General features: G+C 70.6%; 20 protein-coding genes. 11 read left to right on the forward strand and 9 right to left on the reverse strand.

Annotation, left to right across the window (positions count from 1 at the left end; translation table 11 throughout):
- Nucleotides 1–24: 24 nt before the first annotated feature.
- Nucleotides 25–1,215, reverse strand: coding sequence for an anhydro-N-acetylmuramic acid kinase (locus tag OG472_RS03915; RefSeq protein WP_405940875.1), 1,191 nt, complete (start codon nucleotides 1,213–1,215; stop codon nucleotides 25–27).
- Complete coding sequence (locus OG472_RS03920; protein WP_401602712.1) at nucleotides 1,212–2,543, reverse strand: MFS transporter; 1,332 nt, start codon at nucleotides 2,541–2,543, stop codon at nucleotides 1,212–1,214. The genes OG472_RS03915 and OG472_RS03920 overlap by 4 nt, the downstream gene beginning before the upstream one ends.
- 447 nt (nucleotides 2,544–2,990) lie before the next feature.
- Between OG472_RS03920 and OG472_RS03925 the strand changes: the two genes are divergently transcribed.
- Complete coding sequence (locus OG472_RS03925) at nucleotides 2,991–3,401, forward strand: C40 family peptidase (protein ID WP_401604462.1); 411 nt, start codon at nucleotides 2,991–2,993, stop codon at nucleotides 3,399–3,401.
- 26 nt (nucleotides 3,402–3,427) lie between these two features.
- Here OG472_RS03925 and OG472_RS03930 read toward each other — a convergent pair whose 3' ends face one another.
- Complete coding sequence (locus OG472_RS03930) at nucleotides 3,428–3,664, reverse strand: hypothetical protein (RefSeq protein WP_383565922.1); 237 nt, start codon at nucleotides 3,662–3,664, stop codon at nucleotides 3,428–3,430.
- Between the two features lie 198 nt (nucleotides 3,665–3,862).
- Here OG472_RS03930 and OG472_RS03935 point away from each other — a divergent pair, with 198 nt between their 5' ends.
- From OG472_RS03935 to OG472_RS03950, 4 genes are all read left to right on the forward strand, one after another.
- Complete coding sequence (locus OG472_RS03935; RefSeq protein WP_405940876.1) at nucleotides 3,863–4,138, forward strand: DUF6355 family natural product biosynthesis protein; 276 nt, start codon at nucleotides 3,863–3,865, stop codon at nucleotides 4,136–4,138.
- Between the two features lie 266 nt (nucleotides 4,139–4,404).
- Nucleotides 4,405–4,974 carry a hypothetical protein gene (locus OG472_RS03940; protein WP_401602716.1) on the forward strand — a complete coding sequence of 190 codons (570 nt, stop codon included), beginning with the start codon at nucleotides 4,405–4,407 and terminating at the stop codon, nucleotides 4,972–4,974.
- A gap of 346 nt (nucleotides 4,975–5,320) precedes the next feature.
- Nucleotides 5,321–5,560 (forward strand): hypothetical protein, encoded by a 240-nt coding sequence (locus OG472_RS03945; protein ID WP_401602718.1) that lies wholly within the window; start codon nucleotides 5,321–5,323, stop codon nucleotides 5,558–5,560.
- A 325-nt stretch (nucleotides 5,561–5,885) separates the two neighbouring features.
- Nucleotides 5,886–6,965 (forward strand): PP2C family protein-serine/threonine phosphatase, encoded by a 1,080-nt coding sequence (locus tag OG472_RS03950; protein WP_405940877.1) that lies wholly within the window; start codon nucleotides 5,886–5,888, stop codon nucleotides 6,963–6,965.
- 69 nt (nucleotides 6,966–7,034) lie between these two features.
- Here the strand turns inward: OG472_RS03950 and OG472_RS03955 are convergent, their stop codons facing one another.
- Nucleotides 7,035–7,727 (reverse strand): DUF6882 domain-containing protein, encoded by a 693-nt coding sequence (locus tag OG472_RS03955; protein ID WP_405827767.1) that lies wholly within the window; start codon nucleotides 7,725–7,727, stop codon nucleotides 7,035–7,037.
- Nucleotides 7,728–7,787: 60 nt separating this feature from the next.
- Here OG472_RS03955 and OG472_RS03960 point away from each other — a divergent pair, with 60 nt between their 5' ends.
- The 4 genes from OG472_RS03960 (at nucleotide 7,788) to fabV (ending at nucleotide 12,512) form a co-directional block, all read left to right on the forward strand.
- Complete coding sequence (locus tag OG472_RS03960) at nucleotides 7,788–8,372, forward strand: DinB family protein (RefSeq protein ID WP_401602724.1); 585 nt, start codon at nucleotides 7,788–7,790, stop codon at nucleotides 8,370–8,372.
- Nucleotides 8,373–8,807: 435 nt separating this feature from the next.
- Entirely contained in the window at nucleotides 8,808–9,239 is a 432-nt protein-coding gene (locus OG472_RS03965) for a hypothetical protein (RefSeq protein WP_401604574.1), read from the forward strand.
- A gap of 378 nt (nucleotides 9,240–9,617) precedes the next feature.
- The gene (locus OG472_RS03970) at nucleotides 9,618–10,676 is read left to right on the forward strand and encodes a VWA domain-containing protein (protein ID WP_405940878.1); all 1,059 of its coding nucleotides are present in this window, start codon (nucleotides 9,618–9,620) and stop codon (nucleotides 10,674–10,676) included.
- 621 nt (nucleotides 10,677–11,297) lie between these two features.
- A complete protein-coding gene (gene fabV, locus OG472_RS03975; RefSeq protein ID WP_405940879.1) occupies nucleotides 11,298–12,512 on the forward strand; it encodes an enoyl-[acyl-carrier-protein] reductase FabV in 1,215 nt (404 codons plus the stop codon).
- A gap of 150 nt (nucleotides 12,513–12,662) precedes the next feature.
- Here fabV and OG472_RS03980 read toward each other — a convergent pair whose 3' ends face one another.
- The 3 genes from OG472_RS03980 to OG472_RS03990 form a co-directional block, all read right to left on the reverse strand.
- Nucleotides 12,663–13,208, reverse strand: coding sequence for a GNAT family N-acetyltransferase (locus OG472_RS03980; protein WP_405940880.1), 546 nt, complete (start codon nucleotides 13,206–13,208; stop codon nucleotides 12,663–12,665).
- Between the two features lie 81 nt (nucleotides 13,209–13,289).
- Entirely contained in the window at nucleotides 13,290–15,128 is a 1,839-nt protein-coding gene (locus OG472_RS03985) for a glycoside hydrolase family 15 protein (protein ID WP_405940881.1), read from the reverse strand.
- Between the two features lie 710 nt (nucleotides 15,129–15,838).
- The gene (locus tag OG472_RS03990) at nucleotides 15,839–17,629 is read right to left on the reverse strand and encodes a hypothetical protein (protein WP_405940882.1); all 1,791 of its coding nucleotides are present in this window, start codon (nucleotides 17,627–17,629) and stop codon (nucleotides 15,839–15,841) included.
- A gap of 462 nt (nucleotides 17,630–18,091) precedes the next feature.
- Between OG472_RS03990 and OG472_RS03995 the strand changes: the two genes are divergently transcribed.
- The gene (locus OG472_RS03995; RefSeq protein WP_405940883.1) at nucleotides 18,092–18,622 is read left to right on the forward strand and encodes a hypothetical protein; all 531 of its coding nucleotides are present in this window, start codon (nucleotides 18,092–18,094) and stop codon (nucleotides 18,620–18,622) included.
- On the opposite strand, the gene OG472_RS04000 is transcribed toward OG472_RS03995, so the two are convergent.
- Nucleotides 18,619–19,029, reverse strand: a complete 411-nt coding sequence (locus OG472_RS04000; protein WP_405940884.1) for an SgcJ/EcaC family oxidoreductase — start codon at nucleotides 19,027–19,029, stop codon at nucleotides 18,619–18,621. The genes OG472_RS03995 and OG472_RS04000 overlap by 4 nt on opposite strands.
- Before the next feature lie 59 nt (nucleotides 19,030–19,088).
- On the opposite strand from OG472_RS04000, the gene OG472_RS04005 reads away from it, so the two are divergent.
- Nucleotides 19,089–19,637 carry a flavoprotein gene (locus OG472_RS04005; protein ID WP_401602739.1) on the forward strand — a complete coding sequence of 183 codons (549 nt, stop codon included), beginning with the start codon at nucleotides 19,089–19,091 and terminating at the stop codon, nucleotides 19,635–19,637.
- Nucleotides 19,638–19,733: 96 nt separating this feature from the next.
- Here the strand turns inward: OG472_RS04005 and OG472_RS04010 are convergent, their stop codons facing one another.
- Complete coding sequence (locus OG472_RS04010) at nucleotides 19,734–20,240, reverse strand: DinB family protein (protein ID WP_405827780.1); 507 nt, start codon at nucleotides 20,238–20,240, stop codon at nucleotides 19,734–19,736.
- Between the last annotated feature and the right edge of the window lie 89 nt (nucleotides 20,241–20,329).

Here is a 20,329-nt window from a genome sequence, read left to right on the forward strand (position 1 = left end):
TCGGCCGAGCGTGCACCCTCGGCGTCAGCGCGGCACCGGGGCCCGTACGGCCAGGGAGCGCGGAGCGGGCGTCGGCTCCGCGGGCAGCCGGAGCGGGCGGCTTCCCGGCGTGATCGACCCGAGGACGCGGGGGCCGGCGGCTCCGGTGCACCCGGGAGCGTTGCCGGGGAGGCCGTGCAGGGTGAGGTATCCCAGCACCGCGAACGCGTACGCCTCCTTCGCCGCGGCCGGCAGCCCGAGCTCCTCCGACGTGCGCAGCGCCGCCGTGCCGCCCAGCTCGGCGCGGAGCATGCCCGTCAGCGTCGGGTTGCGCACACCGCCGCCCGACGCGAAGACCTCGGTGGCTCCCAGCGGCCGCAGCGCGTCGGCGACGGTCCGGGCGGTGAGGCGTGTGAGCGTGGCGACCAGGTCCTGCGGCCGGAGCCGGCCGAGCCCCGTCAGCCGGGAGCGCAGATAACCCTCGTGGAACAGCTCCTTGCCCGTGGTGCGCGGCGTGGGCAGCCGGTAGTACGGCTCCGCGAGCAGCCGTTCCAGCAGCGGCTGGTGCACCTGTCCGGCCGCCGCGAGCGCGCCGTCCGCGTCGTACGCGAGCCGCCCGCCGCTCAGTTCGCGCACCGCGGCGTCGATCAGCGCGTTGCCCGGGCCGGTGTCGAACGCGACCGGGTCGCCGCTGCGCGGCACCACGGTGACGTTGGAGATGCCGCCGATGTTCAGGGCTGCGGGCACACCGGGCCGGCCGCGCAGGAGCATCAGGTCGATCAGGCTCACCAGGGGCGCGCCCTGCCCGCCGGCGGCGACGTCGCGCGGCCGGAAGCCGGAGACGACGGGGTAGCCGGTGGCCTCGGCGATCCAGGCCGGCTCACCGAGCTGGAGGGTGCCGTGGACCCGGCCGTCCGCCGCCCAGTGGTAGACGGTCTGCCCGTGCGAGGCAACCAACTCGGCCCGCGCATCGCACAGTTCGCGGTCGGCCCGGACGGCGAGCCGCCCGAAGGCCTGCCCGATGTGCGTGTCGAGGCGGCACACGTCGGCGAGCGTGGTGGCCGAGGGCGGCAGAGCCGCCGCGAGAGCGTTCCGCAGGCCGTCCGGGTAGGGCTCGCTGACCATGCCGAGCGGGGTGAGGTGCAGCGCGCCGTCCCCGTCCCGGACTTCGAGGTCGCAGGCAGCGGCGTCGATGGCGTCGTACGAGGTCCCCGACATCAGGCCGACCACTCTCATCGCAGGGGCTCCCGGTGGTCGTTCCCGCGCAGGGTCAGCAGCGCGAGTGAGCTGATGGCGCAGGCGCCGGCGGCGTAGTGGGCGGGGATGGCGGTGTCTCCCGTCCAGGCGGTCACAGTGGTGATGACGAGTCCGGCGCAGCCGGAGAACACCGCGTTGGCCAGGGAGTAGGCCAGCCCGAGCCCGGTGCAGCGCACGCGCCGCGGGAACATCTCGGCCAGCATGGCCGGCCCCGGTCCGGCCAGGAGCCCGACGAGCGCGCCCGCGGCCGGCACGGCAACTGCCCGTGTCTGCAGGGATGTTCCCGGGGACTGGAGGAGGTGCAGGAGGGGGTGGGCGAGTACGGCGATCCCGAGCGCACCGCCGAGCATGACCGGGCGCCGCCCGATCCGGTCGCTGAGGAGCCCCGCGGGCAGGATGGAGGCGGCGAAGCCGAGGGTGACGAGGGTGGTGGCCAGCAGGGCGTTCCGGAAGGAGGCTCCCAGCGTGGACTGGAGGTGGGACGGGAGGACGACGAGGAACGTGTACCCGGCCGCCGACCAGCCCATGATCCGCCCGATGCCGAGTACGACGGCACGGGCCTGCACCCCACCGCGAGACGGCACTTCGGCGCCCCGGGTCCCGGAACCGGCCTTGGCCGGGGGCGCCCCCGGCGGCTCCTCCAGCGCCGTACGCAGCCACAGCGCGACCATCCCCAGCGGCAGGGCCATCAGGAACGGGATCCGCCACCCCCACGCGTACAGGGCTTGCGCGGGCAGGACCACCGCCAGGCCGGCGGCCGTGGCGGCGCCGGCCAGCAGGCCGAGGGCGACGGTGAAGGACTGCCACGCGCCGTAGAGACCGCGCCGGCCCGGCGGCGCGTACTCCGTCATCAGGGACACGGCGCCACCGAACTCCCCTCCTGCGGAGAGTCCTTGGAGGACGCGCAGGAGCGTGAGGAGCCAGGGCGCCGCCGCACCGATGGTGTCCCGCGTGGGGAGGAGCCCGATGAGGGTGGTAGCGAGCGTCATGAGGCCGATGACGAGGACGAGGGTGGGACGGCGGCCGAGACGGTCGCCGAGACGCCCGAAGAGCAGGGCTCCGACGGGGCGGAAGAAGAAGGCGAGTGCGAACGAGGCGTATGTGGCGATCAGCGCCTCGGCACCGCCTGCGGCGCCCGCTCCGGCGCCCGCGTGCGGGGTGAAGAAGTTGGCCGCGATGACGGTGGCGAAGCATCCGTAGACGCCGAACTCGTACCACTCGACGAGATTGCCGGCCGAACCGGCGAGCAGGGCCCTGCGGGCGGCGGCGCGGGGTGGCGGCGCCGGGATCAGGTCGGTCGAGGTCACCCGTGCTGAGTGCCCGATCCGCGGCGGCCCGATGCCTCGCGGCGGCACGGTTCAGCACATCGGCGGCAGCGGCGGAGTTCCGAAAGTCCGGGATATCAAACGGATTTGATCGGTTTCATCGTCGGCCTCCGCATCACCAATTCCGACGGTCAGGCGTGAATACGAGCAAGTCATGCATAACTATTATCTCGAATCGAATGGAAATTCGGGACAAATCGCGCCGTGTCCGATGCCGTTGGGCGCAGGACGTCGGAGAAAACTGGTCCGCCGTCAGAGCCAAGCCACGACACATGCCACCGAGAACGGGACCTGACCACTGATCTGAACTGCCGACTGCCAACCGATTGCGGAGGTGTCACGATGTCCTGCCCCAGGACCGACTTCCGAAAGGCCCCCAAGGGCTTTCTCCTCACGGGCTGTTGCCCCAGAGCACGTGCCGTCTTCTTCATACTGCTCCTCACGTCCGGCGCATTGACCGGTCACGCGGACCCGGCCAACGCGGCCGCACCGTACGGCGTCAGAGCCGTCGAGGTGGCGGCCTCCAAACAGGGCTCGCCGTACGCCTACGGCGCCACCGGGCCCAAACGCTTCGACTGCTCAGGGCTGACCCTCTACGCGTTCAGGAAGGCCGGCAAACGCCTTCCACGCACTGCCGATCAGCAGTACGAGCACACCCGCCACATCCCCAAGTCCGATCGCGCGGCCGGCGACCTGGTCTTCTTCCCCCGCGGCGAGACCATGGCCCACGTCGGCATCTACGCGGGCGAGGACAGGATCTGGCATGCTCCGCGCCCCGGCACCTTCGTGCGTCTGGAGCGGATCTGGAGCACAGAGGTCCGTTACGGACGCGCCACCTGAACCGGCACCCGGCGGGGGCGGAACACCTAGTGCAGGCGCCAGGTGAATTTCCCGCCGCCGACCCAACGGACCGCGTCCGGATCGTCGAGGTCGTGAATGGTGATCCCCTCGGCCGCCGCCGCCAGGATCACATCGGTCATGGACTCCGCCATACGGACCATCTCCCCGTCGATCTCCACGATCCGGAAGGGCGGATCGCCGGGCTGCACCGCCCCCACGGTGACCCGCGGCGAGGCGATGTACGGGCTCGAGCTCTCAGTCATGCGGAGATCGTTCCACGCCGACGCCCCCTTGGCTCCGATTCGCCGGCGCGCCTACCGCCGAGTGGACGCAGGCGGAATCCCACTGCTCCCCCATTCGACCCGGCCGGTGTGTCGGCGTACCAGAGAATCGATTCGGCCAGGTGGGTGGTGCCTAGGGTGATCGCCATGTTGTCGCTATCCGGATTCCGAGGAGTTCCTGTGCATATTCGTCGCCTCGCCACCGCCCTGCTGTCCGCCGGCCTGATGCTCGCGGGCGGGCTGGTCACCGCCTCGCCGGCCACCGCCGATCCGTGCGGGTACTTCGCCACCGGCTCCGATTCGTTCTACAACCACTGCACGAACGACGGATCCCGGGTCATCATCGAGGTCGAGGTGTTCGGGCCCAATTACGAGAAGTGCGTGGGCCCCGGCAAGACGTGGCTCGGAACGCGCAGCAAGGTGAGCAACGCCTCGTACGCCGGGCGCACCTGCTGAACCGGGCGGGCGCTGCGCCTGAGTACACGGGTGCACGGGTCCGGAGGGACCGCGCCCGGTGCCGGCGCAGCGCCGGGCCGCCGCGTTGACTGTCCGTGCCTGCACGCATGATCGACCCGTGACGCACGCTCCCGCCGACACGCCGTGGCCGGTGTGGGAGGGCAACGCTCACGGTTGCCTCGGCGGGGCGAGGCTGGGCGGGACGCGATGCGTGCCTCCAGGTGGTTGCAGGTGCCGGGCCCTGCCGGCCGCGGTACCGATACTGCATGACCCAGAAGAAGGACAAGGCAGGCGACGCGACCGCCGAGCGGCCGAGGCAGCGGGGAACCACCTTCGCCGCGCTCGCGGGGGCGCTCATCGGCGCCCTGGCCGGCCTCACGGGCAGCACGCTCGCCTACTTCGAGGCCAAGGACACGCACCGCGAGGAGGCCGGCGCTCGACGGGCGGACATCCGGCGGGCCGCCTACGTCGAGCTCGCGGGGAGCACGAACAAGTTCGTGCAGCAGGCCACCCAGCTGCTGAGCGTGAGCCTCGACCCCGCCAAGACACCGGCGGAGAGGCGGCGTCAGTTCGAGGACAAGTACGCACCGGCCAACACGGACCTCGCGCGGGCCCTCACGACGGTGCGCCTCGTGACGACGCCGGAGGGCAGGCGCGACCTGGAAGAGATCAGCACCCGCTCTTCTCGCGTGGGAGAGTTGGCGACGGCCGAGTACATCGACGGCCCCGAGGGCGTCGACCTGAAGAAGACCGGCGCCGCATTCGCGGAGGCGGTGCACCGGCAACTGGCGGCGCTGCAGACCTTCATGGACCGGGCAGCCGACGAGGCGCTGTGACGGCCCGTGCCGCCCCGTCCGCGCTCCGGCCGTAGGGGCTCCCCAGCGTGAAGTCCACGCCCGTGGGGTAATTGTCCTTCACGGTGAGCACCACACGGCCCGGCCCGACCCGGCACTCCGCCGCCGCGTGACGCTCCCCGGGGCTTGGCGTCGTCGGTACGAACGGCGGCGCCGCTCACGATCGTTGCCCGAAGGCGGTTCATGGTGACTCTCTCGGATGTATCGTCATTCCTCGGCGCGCATACGCACAGCGACAACAGGAACGCACGGTGCGACGGGACGAGTTCACCCGTGCCTCCGCCAGCGGCTGTCGCTGCCCCCGCCATCTCCCACCCGAGGAGTACCCGTGGCCGTCCTCACCACGATCGCCGTGATCCTCGGCGCCTGGTGCGCCGCCGCCCTCGCCACCGCCGCACTGTACGTCGTCCTGCGCGCCCGCCACGTGCGGCGGCAGCGTGCCCGGGCGGCCGAAACCGACGGCACCGTCGACCGGTGCGCCCCGACGGCCGGGCCCGGCGACCGGAGCTGTTCGCAGGCGCAGGCGGCTCCTGTCGTCGCGAGCACGACGGCGCCTGACGCGGTGTGACCGTGCCGCGGATCCACGCCGTCCGCGCCGTACCCACTCCGGCCACGCCGACCGGAGTCCCTCCGCCCGAGGCGTGAGTCGGCACCCCCAGACAGGTTGGTGTGGCCTCGATCGGCTCAAGGCCGCGCCCCGCGTTCGTCACCGGAACGGACGGGGCTGATGGAATGCCTTCCTCGTCGGGCTCCCTGGGGCGCACCAGGGGTTATGGAGGCGTCGTGCCGGAACCGGATGGCTTGGAGGCACGCCTGCGCGCGATGGAAGAGGCTCTCGAGCAGGTCGGGACGTCGTTCGTCGAGGGGAGACCTGGCGGGAGCTCGCGGGGTTCGTGTTCCGGACCCTGTGCGACGCCGCGGCCGTGGAACTGATCGGCCGCGGAGCGAGGAACGAACGCGTCGCCGCGGCCGGCGCCACGGATCTCCTGGACGGCCCTGCCACCGAGGTCAGCCCCGCGGTGAGGGCCCTGGACGAGGGACATCCCGTACACGCGTACACCGGCCCGGGCACGGAAGGGCCCGTGCAGCTCGTCTCCGTGCCGCTGATCGGCCGGGGCGAGCTCTACGGACGGCTCCTCGCGGCCCGGGCGCACGGCGGCTTCAGCGACCACGAGACGGCGACGCTGCACTTCGCCGCACGGCTCGCCTGCATGCACATCGGACACGCGCGGCGCCAGGCGGCGACCGAGAAGATCGCACTCGACCTCCAGCGCGCCCTGGTGGCCGAACCGGGCCGGCCGCACCCGAACCTGGAGGTCGCCAGCCGCTACCTGCCGGTCGGAGCGCGCGCCCTCGTCGGCGGCGACTGGTTCGAGACCGTACGGCTGCACTTCGGCAGGACCCTGCTGGTGGTCGGAGACGTCATGGGCCACGGCCTGGAAGCCGCCGTCGACATGAACGCCTACCGCTCCCTCCTGCGCGACGTCGCCTCCACGGATCTCGCCCCGCACCGCGTCCTTCGACAGCTGGACGCGCTGTCCGCCGCGGACGACGGCCGCCGCCCGGCGACCTGCCTCCTCGTCCGCGTCGATCCGGCCCGCGGAACGGCCGTGTACGCGAGCGCCGGACATCTGCCGCCCGCCGTCTTCAGCGGTGACGGCCCGGGGTCGCTGCTGAAGGTTCCCGTCGGCCCTCCGCTGGGCACGGGCGTCGGCGGCTACGAAGCCGTCGCCCTGCCCATCACGGCCGATCAGACGATCGTTCTCTACACGGACGGCCTGGTCGAACGCCGCGGCGAGGACATCGACACCTCGCTGGCCCGGCTCGCCGCGCTCCGCATGACCGCCGGGGCAGGAGTCTCGGACGTGGTGGACGCGGTCTGCAGCGGACTCGACGCCCAGCACGCCGAGGACGACGTCGCCGTCCTCGCCGCCCGCCTCCGCGCCCGGACGCTCCACGAGGCCACCGGTTAGGTTCGCCGCAGTCGTGCAGGCGGGTCCTGAGCCCCGTGCGAACAGGATGATCCCGGTTCCAGGCCGTTCTCAGACCGCGGTCAGGCGCACGGCGGCGATGCGCTCCGCGTGATCGAACTCGATCTCCGCCACACTGCCACCGGGTAGATCGGCGAGGATCCGGTCCCCGTCCTCCCGCAGGGGCACGCCGTGGTAGTCCAGGTAGCCGGTGACCACCCGCCGGGCCGAACGGCCGATCAGGCCCGCCCCGGTCAGGAGTTCCCGCGGCAGCGCGACCGTGTCGAGGCCGGCCCTCGGAACCCGCGGGTCGTCCGGCAGGAAGTAGACCAGGCTGTCCGGTCCCGCCGAGTGGCCCAGATACCCGGGTGCCTCGGCCACACCCATTCCCGCGAAGGCCAGCGTCTCCGCCGCCCGCCGGGGATCCGCGAAACCGGACAGGTCGAGGGTCTCCTCGGTGAACTCGGCGATCCCGTGCTTCCTTCCGTAGCGCTCGATCGCGCCGGTCAGCGCCACCACCTCGCTGCCGCGCAGGCCGGGGTTGGCCCAGCCCCACATCCAGGACCGGTCCTGCACGTCGTACGTGCCCAGCACGGCGACCCGCAGCTCGAGACCGCCCTGCCGGTAGAGACAGGCCTCGAGGTCCGCCGTCCAGGGCCCTTGCGGCACGTACTCGGTCAGCACCTGCAGTTGGGCGGCGCCCCAGGCCGCATGCCGTTCTGCCTCCAGAAGGAACGCGTCGCTGAACTGACTCATCATGATCATGCCCACGACCCTAAGGGGTTGCCTTGAGACCACGAGCAGCCCATGGCAGGCTCATGCCACATGATCGATGAATTCGCGAAAGACAATCTGCACGGGAGACTGCGGCGGGACCGCAAGGCGCTGCTCTGGAAACTCGACGGCTTGCCCGAACACGACGCCCGCCGGCCTTTGACGGCGACCGGGACCAACCTCCTCGGCCTGGTCAAACACGTGGCCACCGTCGAGGCCAGGTACTTCGGCGAAGTCTTCGACCGCCCTTCCCCGGAACCACTCCCCCGGTGGCAGGACTCCAACGGCAGCGATCTGTGGGCGACCGAGGACGAGACCCGCGATCAGATCATCGCGTTCTACCGGCGCACGTGGGAACACTCGGACGCGACGATCAACGAGCTTCCCCTCGACGCCCCCGGCCACGTGCCGTGGTGGCCGGAGCCTCATGCCGACACGAACCTGTTCGCCGTCATGGTCCATGTCCTCGGCGAGTCCATCCGGCATGCCGGGCACGCCGATATCCTGCGCGAGGGCCTCGACGGCCGGACCGGGCTGCGGGCCGAACACGAGAAGCAGATCGACGAGGAAGCCCGTGCAGCCTACTGCGCGAAGATCGAGCAGGCCGCCAGGTCGGCCGCACCAGTCAAGGCTTAGAGGTTGTCTCACGTGGCGTGATGTCCGTGCGGCATGCCGCCGGTCGTGGGTGCCGATCCATCGAAGCGCCTGGTTCCTGATGAACTCTGCCAGCCGGCCGCCCCGTTGCCGCCGCCGCTCGCTGCTCGTCCGCAGGGTGGTGGAACCGCTCCGCGTGCCGCGCGGGCCGACCCGGTCGATCTCGGATGAACTGTGGTCGCCGATGCAGCCGTTGTTGCCTGATCCGGCAGCGAAGCAGACGGAGGGCCGGCATCTGGTACTACGGCACCGGACTGGGCGGATGCCTGGGAAACCGGCACGGCTACAGCTACCCGTACGGCGGGAACCGGGGCGACAAGGCCCACGAACCGACCTTGTAACACCCCACTGTCACCCGAGCCCCCGCACTGACTACGGTGTGGGGGCTCTCCCATTCCTGCACCCCAGGAGCCCGCCTTGATCACACGCCGTCTGCTGCTGACCGCATCCCTCCTGGCACTGGCCGGATGCTCACTGGAGGACCATCCGAAGGGAGACCTCGCCGTACCCGACCGTCTCGCACCCCAGCCCCACGGGTTCTACCACCAGGACGAGGCCAGGGACGGCGAACTCTTCAAGACATGGGCAGCCTCCGAAGACAACTCGGACTGGTCCGTCGTGAGCCACGTGAAGGCGGTGCAGCGCGTGGTGGAGGGAGACGCGGTGTACGCGTACATCCACACCGACCTGAACCCGAAAAAGGACGACCCCGACATGCAGGCCCCGGCGATCGGCGAGGCGTATACACAGTGGCCTCAGCGTGCCACGGACGCGGTCCGGATCGGTGTCTTCGACGCACAGGGCAAGCGCATGGGAAGGGCCATGATGGTGGAGCCCCGGCGAAGCTGACGACATCACCGGTGTGACAAGTCTGAATACGAAGACATCGTGGATGTCGTCGCGTCGTTCCCACCGAACGCGGAGCCGGCTGAAGCCGTGGAGCCAGGCGATGGTGCCGAAGGCGTGTGGGACGCCGCGGCGGGCGATCACGGGTTTGACCCCGGTCGCCCAGACCAGTCGGCGGTGCCTGTCGTGGTCGTAGCCGCGGTCGGCCCTCCGCCTGCTTCGGTGCCGGCCCAGGCAACAACGGCTGTTAGGACCTCTAAGTCCTTGCCGGCGCGAGGTCCGTCTCGGGGCTGGCGGGTGATTGTCCGTCAAGCTCCATTGTCAGTGCCTCCCCATAGTGTGGAGACATCACTCGGGGAGCCTCGGAGGGGGAGCGGAAACATGTCTGCCAATAGGATCCAGCACAAGGTGAATCACGTCGCGCTGGTAGTGGACTGTTCAGGTTCCATGTACCAGCACCAGAGCCAACTCATGCGGGTCGTGGACGAGTTCGTGGCGGGCCTGAAAACCGAATCGGACAGCCTCGGCCATGAGACCCGGATCAGCCTCTATTCCTTCGACCACAGGGTGGAAAACCTGGTCTGGGACATGGACGTGAAGCATCTGCCGTCCATGCAGGGGCTTTACAAGGTGAACAATGGTGCTACGGCCCTCATCGAAGCCTCCCTGAAGTCCCTGGACGACCTGGGTCACATCTGGGAGGAGTACGGGGAGCACAGTTTCCTGCAGATCGTGGTGACGGACGGCGAGGAGAACGCCTCCGGCGGCGACCGGCGGCACGACGGCGACATGGCCATCCTCGGCCCCTGGCTCGACAAGATCGCGGCGAAGATGGGTGCGCTTCCCGACCACTGGACTTCCGCGATCCTCGTTCCGAACTCCCTGGCCAAGCGGACCGCCCAGAACTACGGCTTCCCGGCAGGAAACATCGCCGTCTGGGACGCGGACTCCCAGGAGGGGGTCAAGGAGGCGATAGGCACCGTGCGCGCCGCCGCCACCAGCTTCCTGCGCGGACGCGAGAAGGGGGTGCGCGGTACGAAGAACCTCTTCACGGTCGGCCAGGACATTTCAGTCGACGATGTGCGGGCGAATCTCGAACCGGTCCCGGCCGACAAGTACCGGCTCCTGAAGGTCGATACCGAGGTCGCGATTCGAGCCTTCGTCGATTCGCATCCCGGCGTGACGTACGAACGCGGGTCGTGCTATTACCAGCTGGGCACCCGGGTTCAGGTTCAGCCCGACAAGGAAGTCATCGTGGTCGAGAAGGACACCGACCGCGCCTACACCGGAAATGCGGCACGCAGCCTTCTGTTCGGTACGGGTATTCAGGGGACCGTATCCGTGAAGGCGGGGCACAATCCCAAGTTGGAGGTATACGTGCAGAGCCGCTCGGTGAACCGAAAGCTCAAGCCGAAGACGCGCCTGCTCATCATGCTCTGAATTCCCGTCGGAGCCAGTGCTGTTCGCGCAGCATTCGCTTCCTGGGCGGCCTGTTGGTGGCGGTGGTCGGTGGCCACCGCGACAGTCGCCGAGGCGGTCGCGCTCCTGCCGGTCCCGCTCCAGCGGCTCCTGCAGGTTCGCGACCTCCTCGGCGAGCCGCGCCGAGCTCGGCGCGGGCCGGCGCGCGCCAGCCTGCGCTGCGCACCGTGGCCACGGTCGGCGGCCGGCACACGGATCAGGACGTCGTCGAGCGGCGCGCCCTCCGCGAGTTCGGCTCGACCGCCGGGAACAGGGTCACCAGTGTGCCGGCATCGCCCCCCCCTCACGCAGCTGCAGGCTGCGCTCGCCCTGCTCGACGGGCGTGCCGGCGACCCGGAGCGGGCGCGGGTCTTCGCCAAGGACCCCGACACCGATCGCCAGGCGAAGTCGGCCCGCCTATCCCGGACTTCCGGCCGACGTGAGGGAGACGCTCGCCGGAAGTGGTGGAACACTCCAAGATCGGCTCGTGATCATTGTCCTGGGTGGGCCCACTGTCCGTGTCCGGCCTGTCGCAGACTTGCAGCACGCGGTGGCCCGGCTGGCTTCCGCGTCTTCGGCCCCGTCGACCCAAGGACTGCAATCGTGAGCGAGCGTGTTCTCATCCCCCGCAACCGGGGCTTCCTCTTCCTCGACTCCCACCCGGCGGGCTGCGAGCGGCTGGTGGCCGACATGTGGCAGGCATGCCCCGACTCGGCCGACGTGCCGGAGGGTGCCGGGCCGGTGGCCCTGATCATCGGATCCTCGGCCGGATACGGCCTGGCGGCCACGGTCGCCGGACTCAAGCGCGCCGGCATCCGCGGCATCATGGTCTCCTTCGAGAAGGCGCCCACCGAACGGCGCACCGCCACGGCCGGCTGGTACCGCACCGCTGCCACCGCCGACATCGCCCGTGCCGCCGGGCGGGATCTGGTCTTCCTCAACGGCGACGCGTTCTCCGACACGATGAAGGACCAGGTAGCCGACCTCATCGAGCAGCGTTTCGGCGGCAGGCTGGACTACCTGATCTACTCGGTGGCCGCACCCCGGCGCACCGACCCGGACACGGGCACCACGTACGCCTCCGTCCTCAAGCCGATCGGCCAGGCGAACCGCACCAAGACCCTTGTCTTCGACGACCAGGGCGTTCCCGAGGTCCGCGAGGTCGAGACCGGGCCGGCCGAGGGCGATGACGTCGAGCAGACCGTGGCCGTGATGGGCGGCGCGGACTGGGAACGCTGGATCGACCACCTGGCCGGTCGGGGATTGCTCGGCGAGGGCTTCGCCACCGCCGCGCTGTCGTACATCGGCTCGTCCCTGACGGCGGCGATCTACCGGCAGGGCACCATCGGCGAGGCCAAGGCCCACCTGGAGGCCACCGCCCGCACCCTGAACGAGCGGCTCGGCAAAACGGTGGGCGGGCGGGCCGTGACCTCCGTCAACGGCGCCGCGGTCACCCAGTCCTCCACCGCCATCCCCGGCATCGCCCTGTACACCGGCCTGCTGCGCGGCGTCCTGGGAGAGGACCTGGTCCCGCCGGTGCATCAGCTCGCCGCCCTGTGGGACCAGCTCACCGGTGCCGCGCCGCTCGCCCTGGACGACGAGGGCCGGATCCGCCTGGACACCTGGGAACTCACCGCAAAGGTCCAGGCGGCCGTCGCCGAACGCTGGGAGGCCGCCACGACCGACACCATCGCCGGCCTCGCCGACCTCGACTGGTTCCACGCCGAAGTCCAACGCCTGTACGGCTTCTCCGTGCCGGGCGTCGACTACACCGCCGCAGTGGCCACCGACATTCCCTGGCCCGCCCCCACGCCCTGACCCCGGTACGTATCCGCCACTCGCGTGCGCCGCATCCGCCACCAGGCGGGCTGTCAGGGGCCGGGTGACCTGCTCGGCGCTGGTGCCGTCGCCGCGGCCCTCGGCGGCTGGCGGCGGCTCGCCCCATGCACAGGCCCGTAGCCGCGAGCGTCAGGCCGAATCCCACTCGTCACGCAACAACGAGTAGTAGAGGCTGTCGCGCCACGTCCCGTCCGGGCGCGGCCAGTCACGACGAACCACACCGTCACGCACCGCTCCCAGACGTTCCAGTGCTTGCTGCGACCGGATGTTCTCGGGGTCCGTACGGAACGTCACTTTGTCACAGCCCAGCCCGGTGAAGGCATGCTCCAGCAGGAGACGCTTCGCCTCCCGGTTGATGCCGGCACCCCACCACGCCCGCCCCAGCCATGTGGAGCCGATCTCCACCTGTCGGCGCACCGGATCCGGGTACCAGTACGACGTGGTCCCTGCCACCTGCCGGTCGACGAGCACCGCAAACGGCAGGCGCAGTGCCTCACGACTCATTGCGGCCCGGATCCATTCCCGCATCGCGCCCACCGTCGGCGGACGGTCGTACGGCAGCTTGGCGAAGACCTCTGCGTCGCCTGCGGACCACAACCCCTCAGCGTGCTCAAGGGACAGTGGTTCCAAGCGGACGCGCGGGCCGGACAGGACGATCGGGCTCAGTGGAAACACCCGATGAGTCTGCCACCAGCAGGCGCTGTCAGGCGTTGGCGAGTGGGCGCGGGGCGCTGCCGAGGCACGGGGCCGACTGCGTCAGCCCAGCGCGCGGTCGAGGTTGAAGGCGGCGCTGATCAGTGAGAGATGGGTGAAGGCCTGCGGGAAGTTGCCCAGTTGTTCTCCGGTCGGGCCGATCTCCTCGGCGAACAGACCGAGGTGGTTGGCGTAGGTGAGCATCTTCTCGAAGGCGAGCCTGGCCTCCTCCAGCCGGCCTGCGCGGGCCAGCGCCTCCACGTACCAGAAGGAGCAGATCGAGAAGGTGCCCTCGGGGCCGTGCAGGCCGTCCGGGCTGGCGGTCGGGTCGTAGCGGTAGACCAGCGAGTCGGAGACCAGGTCCGTGGTGAGCGCATCCAGGGTGGACAGCCACTTGGGGTCGGTGGGCGAGATGAACTTGGCCATCGGCATCATCAGCAGCGAGGCGTCCAGCACGTGGTCGTCCAGTCCCTGGACGAACGCCCCTCGCTCGGCCGACCAGCCGCGCCGCATGATCTGCCGGTAGATCGCGTCCCGGGACTCCCGCCAGCGGGTCAGGTCCGCCGGCAGACCGCGGCGGTTCGCCATGCGCATCGCGCGCTCCAGCGCCACCCAGCACATCAGCCGCGAGTACACGAAGTTCCGGCGGCCCGCCCTCGTCTCCCACACCCCCTCGTCGGGCTGGTCCCAGTGCTCGCACAGCCAGTCCACGACCGCGCCGACCTCGTCCCAGCGGTCACTGCTGATCGGCTGCCCCCACTTGTCGTACAGGTAGATCGAGTCGATCAGTGCACCGTAGATGTCCAGCTGGAGCTGGCCGGTGGCGGCGTTGCCCACCCGGACCGGTGCGGAGCCGAGGTATCCCTCCAGGTGTGGAAGCTCGTGTTCGGGCAGGTCGGTGCGCCCGTCGATGCCGTACATGATCTGCAACGGACCGCTCTCCCCCCTGCCCCGCAGGATGCCCCGCTCGGAGATGAACCCCATGAACGCCTCGGCCTCCGAGGTGAACCCCAGGCGCAGCATCGCGTAGACGCAGAAGGCGGCGTCGCGGACCCAGACGTAGCGGTAGTCCCAGTTGCGCTCGCCGCCGATCTGCTCGGGCAGGCTGGTCGTCGGTGCGGCGACGATCGCACCGGTCGGCGCGTAGGTGAGCAGCTTCAGCAGCAGCGCGGAGCGGTGCACCATCTCCCGCCACCGCCCGTGATAGCGCGACCCCGCCAGCCAGTGGCGCCAGAACCGGACGGTCGCCTCGGCCTGCTCCTGCGCCTCGGCGCGCGGGCACGACCGGGGCGGGACTTCGTCGCCGATCTGGTCGAGGGCGAACACGTTGGACTCGCCCTCGAGGAGCTTGAAGTGCGACCACACGTCCAGGCCGTCGGTTTCCAGGGGTGCGGTAGCGGTCAGCGCGAGCGTCAGTGACGGGGAGCGGAACACCGCCGTGTGGCCGTCGAGGTGCGTGGTGTGCGCTTCGGCGCCATAGCCGAAGCGAGGGGCGATCCGCGCCCTGAACGGGAGGGTTCCGCGGACGCAGATCACCCGCCGGATCAGCCGGTGCCGGGCCGCCTCGCGCGACTCGTCGACCACGGGCATGAAGTCCTGGATCTCCGCCACCCCGTCCGCGGCGAAGAACCGCGTGATCAGCACGTTCGTGTCGGGGAAGTAGAACTGTCTGGTGCGGCTCGGGACCTCGGCGGCCAACTCGAACGACCCGCCCCGGTCGGCGTCGAGGATGGCCCCGAAGACGCTGGGCGCATCGAAGCGCGGGCAGCAGTACCAGTCGATGGTGCCGTTCGTGCCGACCAGGGCGGTCGTACGAAGATCGCCGATCAGGCCGTGCTCGGAGATCGGGACGTACCGGCCGCCGTCCGCCTGCTCGAAACCAGTCGTGTCGAACGCCGCCATACCGGCCTCCCTGCCGCTGCGGCCCGGGCCTGGGGATGAAGCCTTGCTTTTCATGCTAGACCGCAACCGAGGCGGGGGGCCGACGGAGCCGTGCGGACAGGACTCGGCGGCCGGCTCGCTTCTGGCCACCCCCAAGGCCAGACCCACGTACTCCACCGCAGCGATGACCGAGAGGCCGAAGAACCGCGTAAGGCGGGTACGGGCCGGAGGGCGGCGGGCGACCCAGAGGCGGATGGTCCGCGCGGGACCCCGGAAGACGGGCCCCTCGCCAGGTCAAGGCCGCCGACCAGGCCGCCGTACGTGACCCTCCCCGCCCCCGTGCAGACCCCCGGCGCCGCTGACACCGGTCCGGAGGCACCGACCCGCTGGTGCCTCCTACGGGGCCGTCGTGGCGGCAGGTGCGGTGAGCACGACCGCGTCGGCCGAGCTCCGAGCGGCCCCGCCCGTTGCCGGGGACGCGGACGGTGACTGCCGGAACTGATCAGTCCGTATCGTTCGCTGGGCTCTGGCCGGGGGTGTCCCCGTTCAGGAAGGTGTTCGCAACGGCATGGCGGCCGCTCCATGGAGGGGGGAATGGCCTTCCACCGGGCCGGCGGGGGCGGCCGGGGCCGGCTCGTCCTCGCTGTGGGGCGGGCTGCTCGACGGCTGAGGCAGGCGGGGGGGTGCTCCCGGTCCGGGTACCGGTCTCGGGAGCACCCCGTCGGTTCGGGTCAGGGGCAGCCGGGGCCCGTTCCGGGGTTGGCGCAGACGTCGGTGCCGGGGCCGCCGTTGTTGCTGTTCGTGCCCGGGCCGCCGTCGAGGTTGTCGTTGCCGACGTCGCCGAACAGGAAGTCGTCCCCGGGGCCGCCGGTGATGGTGTCGTCGCCCGGGGAGCCGCGCAGGACGTCGTCGCCCGCGCCGCCCGCGATGCGGTCGCTGCCGGGCCCGCCGGTGACCCGGTCCGCCCCGGGGCCGCCGCACACGAGGTCGTCGCCCGCGAGGCCGTTGATGGTGTCGTCGCCGCCGCGGGCGAGGATGACATCGCGTGCGGGCGTGCCGTTGATGTTGTCGTTGCCGGGGGTGCCGGTGATGGTGGGCTGTTCTCCGAAGCAGGTGACCGCGTCGACGGTGGTGGTCTCCGTCGCGGTGTCGTTGGCCGGGGCCGGGTCGGAGACGGCGCCGGCCACGCCTGCCGTGTCGACGGCGATGTCCTCGGTCGTGGCCGTCGCGGTGATGGTCCGCGCGGCGCTCGCTCCGGCGGTGAGGGTGCCGATGCCACAGGTGACGATGTCCGGGGTGGTGCCGGACGCGGTGCACCCGGGGGACGCCGAGACGAACTGCAGTCCGGCCGGGAGGGTGTCCTGGAGGACGACCCCCTCGGCGGTCTGCGGGCCGTTGTTCGTCGCGGTGAGCGTGTACGTCACGTTCTGGCCCTCCACGACGGGGTCGGAGCCCGTGTCGGACTTCGCGACGGCCAGGTCGGCGTCGGTCAGGTGGAGGTGTCCGATGAAGCTGGAGGTCTCGGCGAACCAGATGTCGTCGTCCGGGCCCTTGGTGATGCCCCAGGGGCCGCGCTCCGAGGAGGGCAGGGGGAACATGGCGATGATGCCGGACGTGCTGATCCGCCCGATCTGCCCGCTGTTGCGGTCGGTGAACCACAGGCTGTCGTCCGGTCCGGCGACGATGTCCTGGGGCTGGGGCGCGAGGCCGTTGTCCGGTACGTCGTACTGGGTGATCACGCCGGCCGGGGTGATCCGGCCGATCCGGTTGCCGCCGAACACGGTGAACCAGAGGTTCCCGTCAGGGCCGGTGGTGATGTCGGTCGGGCCTCCGCCGCCGGGTACCGGGAACTCGGTGACGACGCCGGACGTGGTCATGCGGCCGATGAGGTTGTCGCCGATCTCGGTGAACCAGAGGTTCCCGTCCGGCCCGGTGGTGATGTAGGACGGCTGGCCGGAGCCGGCGGGCAGGGGATACTCGGTGAGGGTGCCGGTCGTGGTGATGCGGCCGATGCGGTGGGCGTTCTGCTCGGTGAACCACATGGCCCCGTCCGGGCCGACGGTGATGCCGGTGGGCTCGACGAACTGGTCGGGGAGGGGGTACTCGGTGACCGTGCCGTTCGTGTCGATCTTCCCGACCCGGGATTCGAAGTGCTGCATGGTGAACCAGACGTTCCCGTCCGGGCCGGTGGTGATGTCGTGCGGTGTGCTGAACTCGCCGGGCAGGGGGTACTCGGCGATGAGGGTGCCCGTCGGGCTGATCCGCCCGATCTTGTTGCCGACCGCCTCGGTGAACCACAGGTTGCCGTCCGGGCCGGTGGTGATGCCGACCGGGGTGCTGGGGGTGGGTACGGGGTATTCGTCGATCCCGACGGCCGCGCTGGCCTGCGGGGCCCCGGCGGCCAGGGGAAGGACGGCGGCCATCAGGATGCCGGCGATCAGCGCCGCCAGACCGCGCCGTCGGCGGGGTTTCGGCTGCTGGGGCGTCCCTGGCTCTGGCGCATTGCGGGTTGTGGAAGGCATGGGCGAGCACCTTTCGGTCGCGTGGGAACGCGCCCGTCCTACCAAGGCCCGATCGTTTCTTCGGATGCGGCTGCACCTGCGGCGCGCCGGACGTTCACCCGTATTCCACCCGATCGGAGCAATACCGGCCAGTGCGGACGGCGGGGGCGCCCTGGCCTGAGCGGCCGTTCGACGGCGGGGGTTGCGCCCGTTCTGCGTCGGTCTCAGGCGGCTGCACCGAAGTGATCACCAAGGCGTTCCACGACGCGGGCAGGCTTGCATGTGCCGCGCTGGACGCGGTCACCGGTCCGCAGGCATTCCTGGCCGGCTTCCCGCAGGCGGGGAACGATCCGGCGCAGGGCCACCAGTTGCTCCTGGACCACGCCGCGGAGCAGCCGAGCGCTGCGATGCCTCCGCAGAGCCGCAAGCGCGTGGGAGGGAAATCAGATGTCGGCTCCCGGCCTGCGCAGGCAGGATCTCGGCATGTCGACCGATGTCAGCGGAATGATCGAATGCCGACCAGGCGCCCGGCTGCGGGGCCCCGACGACGAGGACTCCGTATGGGAAGCCGCCATCGATCTCTTCCTCCTCAACAGGGGCAACGCCTACGACGGCCTGGCCTGTCTCTTCGGAGTCCGCAACTCCTTCGGCTTCCGGCCCCTTGCGGAAGGCCGCGGTCTTCCGGATGACGCCTCGGACGGCCTTCGAGGCGAGTTCGCCGCCTACGGCGGCCCCCGCGATGTGCACGGGACCACCTGGCTGGCCTGGGCCGAGGTGAACACGGCGGACTGGCAGGAGACCGACGCCTCTGGCACCCGAAGCCGCGCCTCGGCCGCAGGGACCGACACCCATTGGGGCCGGGTCTGGAGCGTCATGCGCATCCTCAGCGAAGTGCACGGAGCCGACAACGTGCGCCTCGTCGTCTGGTTCCACTGCCCCACGGCCGAGTTCCGCAATCGGCCTACGTCGCCAAGGACGGCGCGGGTCGGGTCAGATCCGAAAGAGACCGACTAGGCCTGATTCGCCACCACCTGGGTGTTCTGGCAGGCGGTCAGCAGCCAGCGCCCGCCCGGCTCCCGGGTCATCACGTACAGCGGCGCGCCCTCACTGGCCTCACCGGCCCCGCTGTAGACCTGGCGTACCTTCACCGCCGCGACGTCGGGACGCAGGAATTGGATGTGGACCACCTCGTAGGTGACTTCCCCGTCCCAGCTCGCGGCCGGCAGCACGGCCCGCGTGAACGCGGCGATCTCCTCGAACCCGATGAGGACCTTCCCGTGCGCCGTCGTCCACAGCGCATCCGGATGGAACAGGGCCAGGAAGCCCTCTGCATCCTTGGCCCGCTGCGTGCGCTCGACCGTGGCGACGACCTCTTGGATCGCCTGCGTGGAAGCGGCTCTGGCCGCCTGTTCGATGCTCATGTCCCTGATCGTGCTGCCTCAACCGTGCTTGAGGTCAAGCAATATGATCATATTGCCCCATGACCACGAAGACCCTCTACCTGCTCTGCTCAGCCGCCCCGCCCGTCTTCGACGTCGCCCACGTCATCGAAGACGCCCAGACCCGCGGCTGGGACGTATGCCTGGGGCTGACCCCCACCGCCGCACACTGGGTCTCGGAAAGCCTGGACGGACTCGCCGCGCTCACCGGCCACCCGGTGCGCTGGCAGTACAAATTCCCGGGCGAAGCCGACGTCTGGCCATCCGCCGACGCCCTCCTCTTCGCCCCGGCCACCTTCAACAGCGTCAACGCCTGGGCCCTGGGCCTCACCGACCGCTTCGTCGTCGGTGTCGCCGCCGAAGCCCTGGGCAAGCACACCCCCACGGTCGCCATGCCGTGCACCAACACCGCACTCGCCGCCCACCCCCAGTTCGACACCTCCCTGGCCACCCTGCGCAGCGCCGGAGTCGAACTCCTCTACGGCGAGAACGGCTTCACCCCCGGTCCGGCAGGCCCCGACGCCCCGCCCCACTTCCCCTGGCCGGCCGCCCTGGACGCGGTGGACCGCATCACCACCAACCGGCCCTAGCCCGGCCGCAGCGGTGTGCGGACGTGAGGATGCGCGGGCATTTCGGGGCGCGGAGATGTCGGGACGTGGGGACGGCGGCCGGGCAGGCTTGGGGGGCTACTCCCCCGTCGTCCCGTCGATCACCTCGCGCAGCAGGTCCGCATGCCCGTTGTGGCGGGCGTACTCCTCGATCATGTGGGTGAGGATGTAGTGCAGCGAGTAGGGCTGGTCGCCGAAGTGCCCCGTCACGTCCAGGGACTCGGCGGCGTCCACGATCGCCCGCGACCGCTCGCAGGTCTCCTCCCAGATCCTGAACGACCGGGCCACGTCCGCGTCCTCGACGTGGAACTCCGTCCACTCCCCCGCCTCGTTCTTCGGGAAGTAGCCGCGTACGTCCTCACCGGCCAGGACATTGCGGAACCAGCCGCGCTCGACCTCCGCGAGGTGACGCACCAGCCCCAGCAGGCTCAGCCCCGACGGGGCCACCGCCTTCAACCGCAGCTGCTCCTCGCTCAGGCCGGCGCACTTCATCATCAGGGTGTCCCGCTGCCACTGCAGGACGCTGGTCAGGGTGGCACGTTCGTCGCCCGCCAGCACGGGCCTTGTCCTCTGCTCGTCGATCACCGGGTGATCATCACAGCCGGGCAGGGCCCGGCTCACCGCAATTCCACATGCCGGACGCCCGTCCCGCTCTCCGGTCAGCCGTCCTGCCG

Origin of the sequence: Streptomyces sp. NBC_00207, assembly GCF_045160965.1 — a bacterium.
GTDB lineage: Bacteria > Actinomycetota > Actinomycetes > Streptomycetales > Streptomycetaceae > Streptomyces.

Bases quoted from the DNA above. Each gene is read 5' to 3' on its own strand.
- OG472_RS03915 (WP_405940875.1), bottom strand. From the start codon at position 1,215: ATGAGAGTGGTCGGCCTGATGTCGGGGACCTCGTACGACGCCATCGAC.
- OG472_RS03930 (WP_383565922.1), bottom strand. From the start codon at position 3,664: ATGACTGAGAGCTCGAGCCCGTACATCGCCTCGCCGCGGGTCACCGTG.
- OG472_RS03940 (WP_401602716.1), top strand. From the start codon at position 4,405: ATGACCCAGAAGAAGGACAAGGCAGGCGACGCGACCGCCGAGCGGCCG.
- OG472_RS03955 (WP_405827767.1), bottom strand. From the start codon at position 7,727: ATGATCATGATGAGTCAGTTCAGCGACGCGTTCCTTCTGGAGGCAGAA.
- OG472_RS03960 (WP_401602724.1), top strand. From the start codon at position 7,788: ATGATCGATGAATTCGCGAAAGACAATCTGCACGGGAGACTGCGGCGG.
- OG472_RS03970 (WP_405940878.1), top strand. From the start codon at position 9,618: ATGTCTGCCAATAGGATCCAGCACAAGGTGAATCACGTCGCGCTGGTA.
- OG472_RS03985 (WP_405940881.1), bottom strand. From the start codon at position 15,128: ATGGCGGCGTTCGACACGACTGGTTTCGAGCAGGCGGACGGCGGCCGG.
- OG472_RS03990 (WP_405940882.1), bottom strand. From the start codon at position 17,629: ATGCCTTCCACAACCCGCAATGCGCCAGAGCCAGGGACGCCCCAGCAG.
- OG472_RS03995 (WP_405940883.1), top strand. From the start codon at position 18,092: ATGTCGACCGATGTCAGCGGAATGATCGAATGCCGACCAGGCGCCCGG.
- OG472_RS04000 (WP_405940884.1), bottom strand. From the start codon at position 19,029: ATGAGCATCGAACAGGCGGCCAGAGCCGCTTCCACGCAGGCGATCCAA.
- OG472_RS04005 (WP_401602739.1), top strand. From the start codon at position 19,089: ATGACCACGAAGACCCTCTACCTGCTCTGCTCAGCCGCCCCGCCCGTC.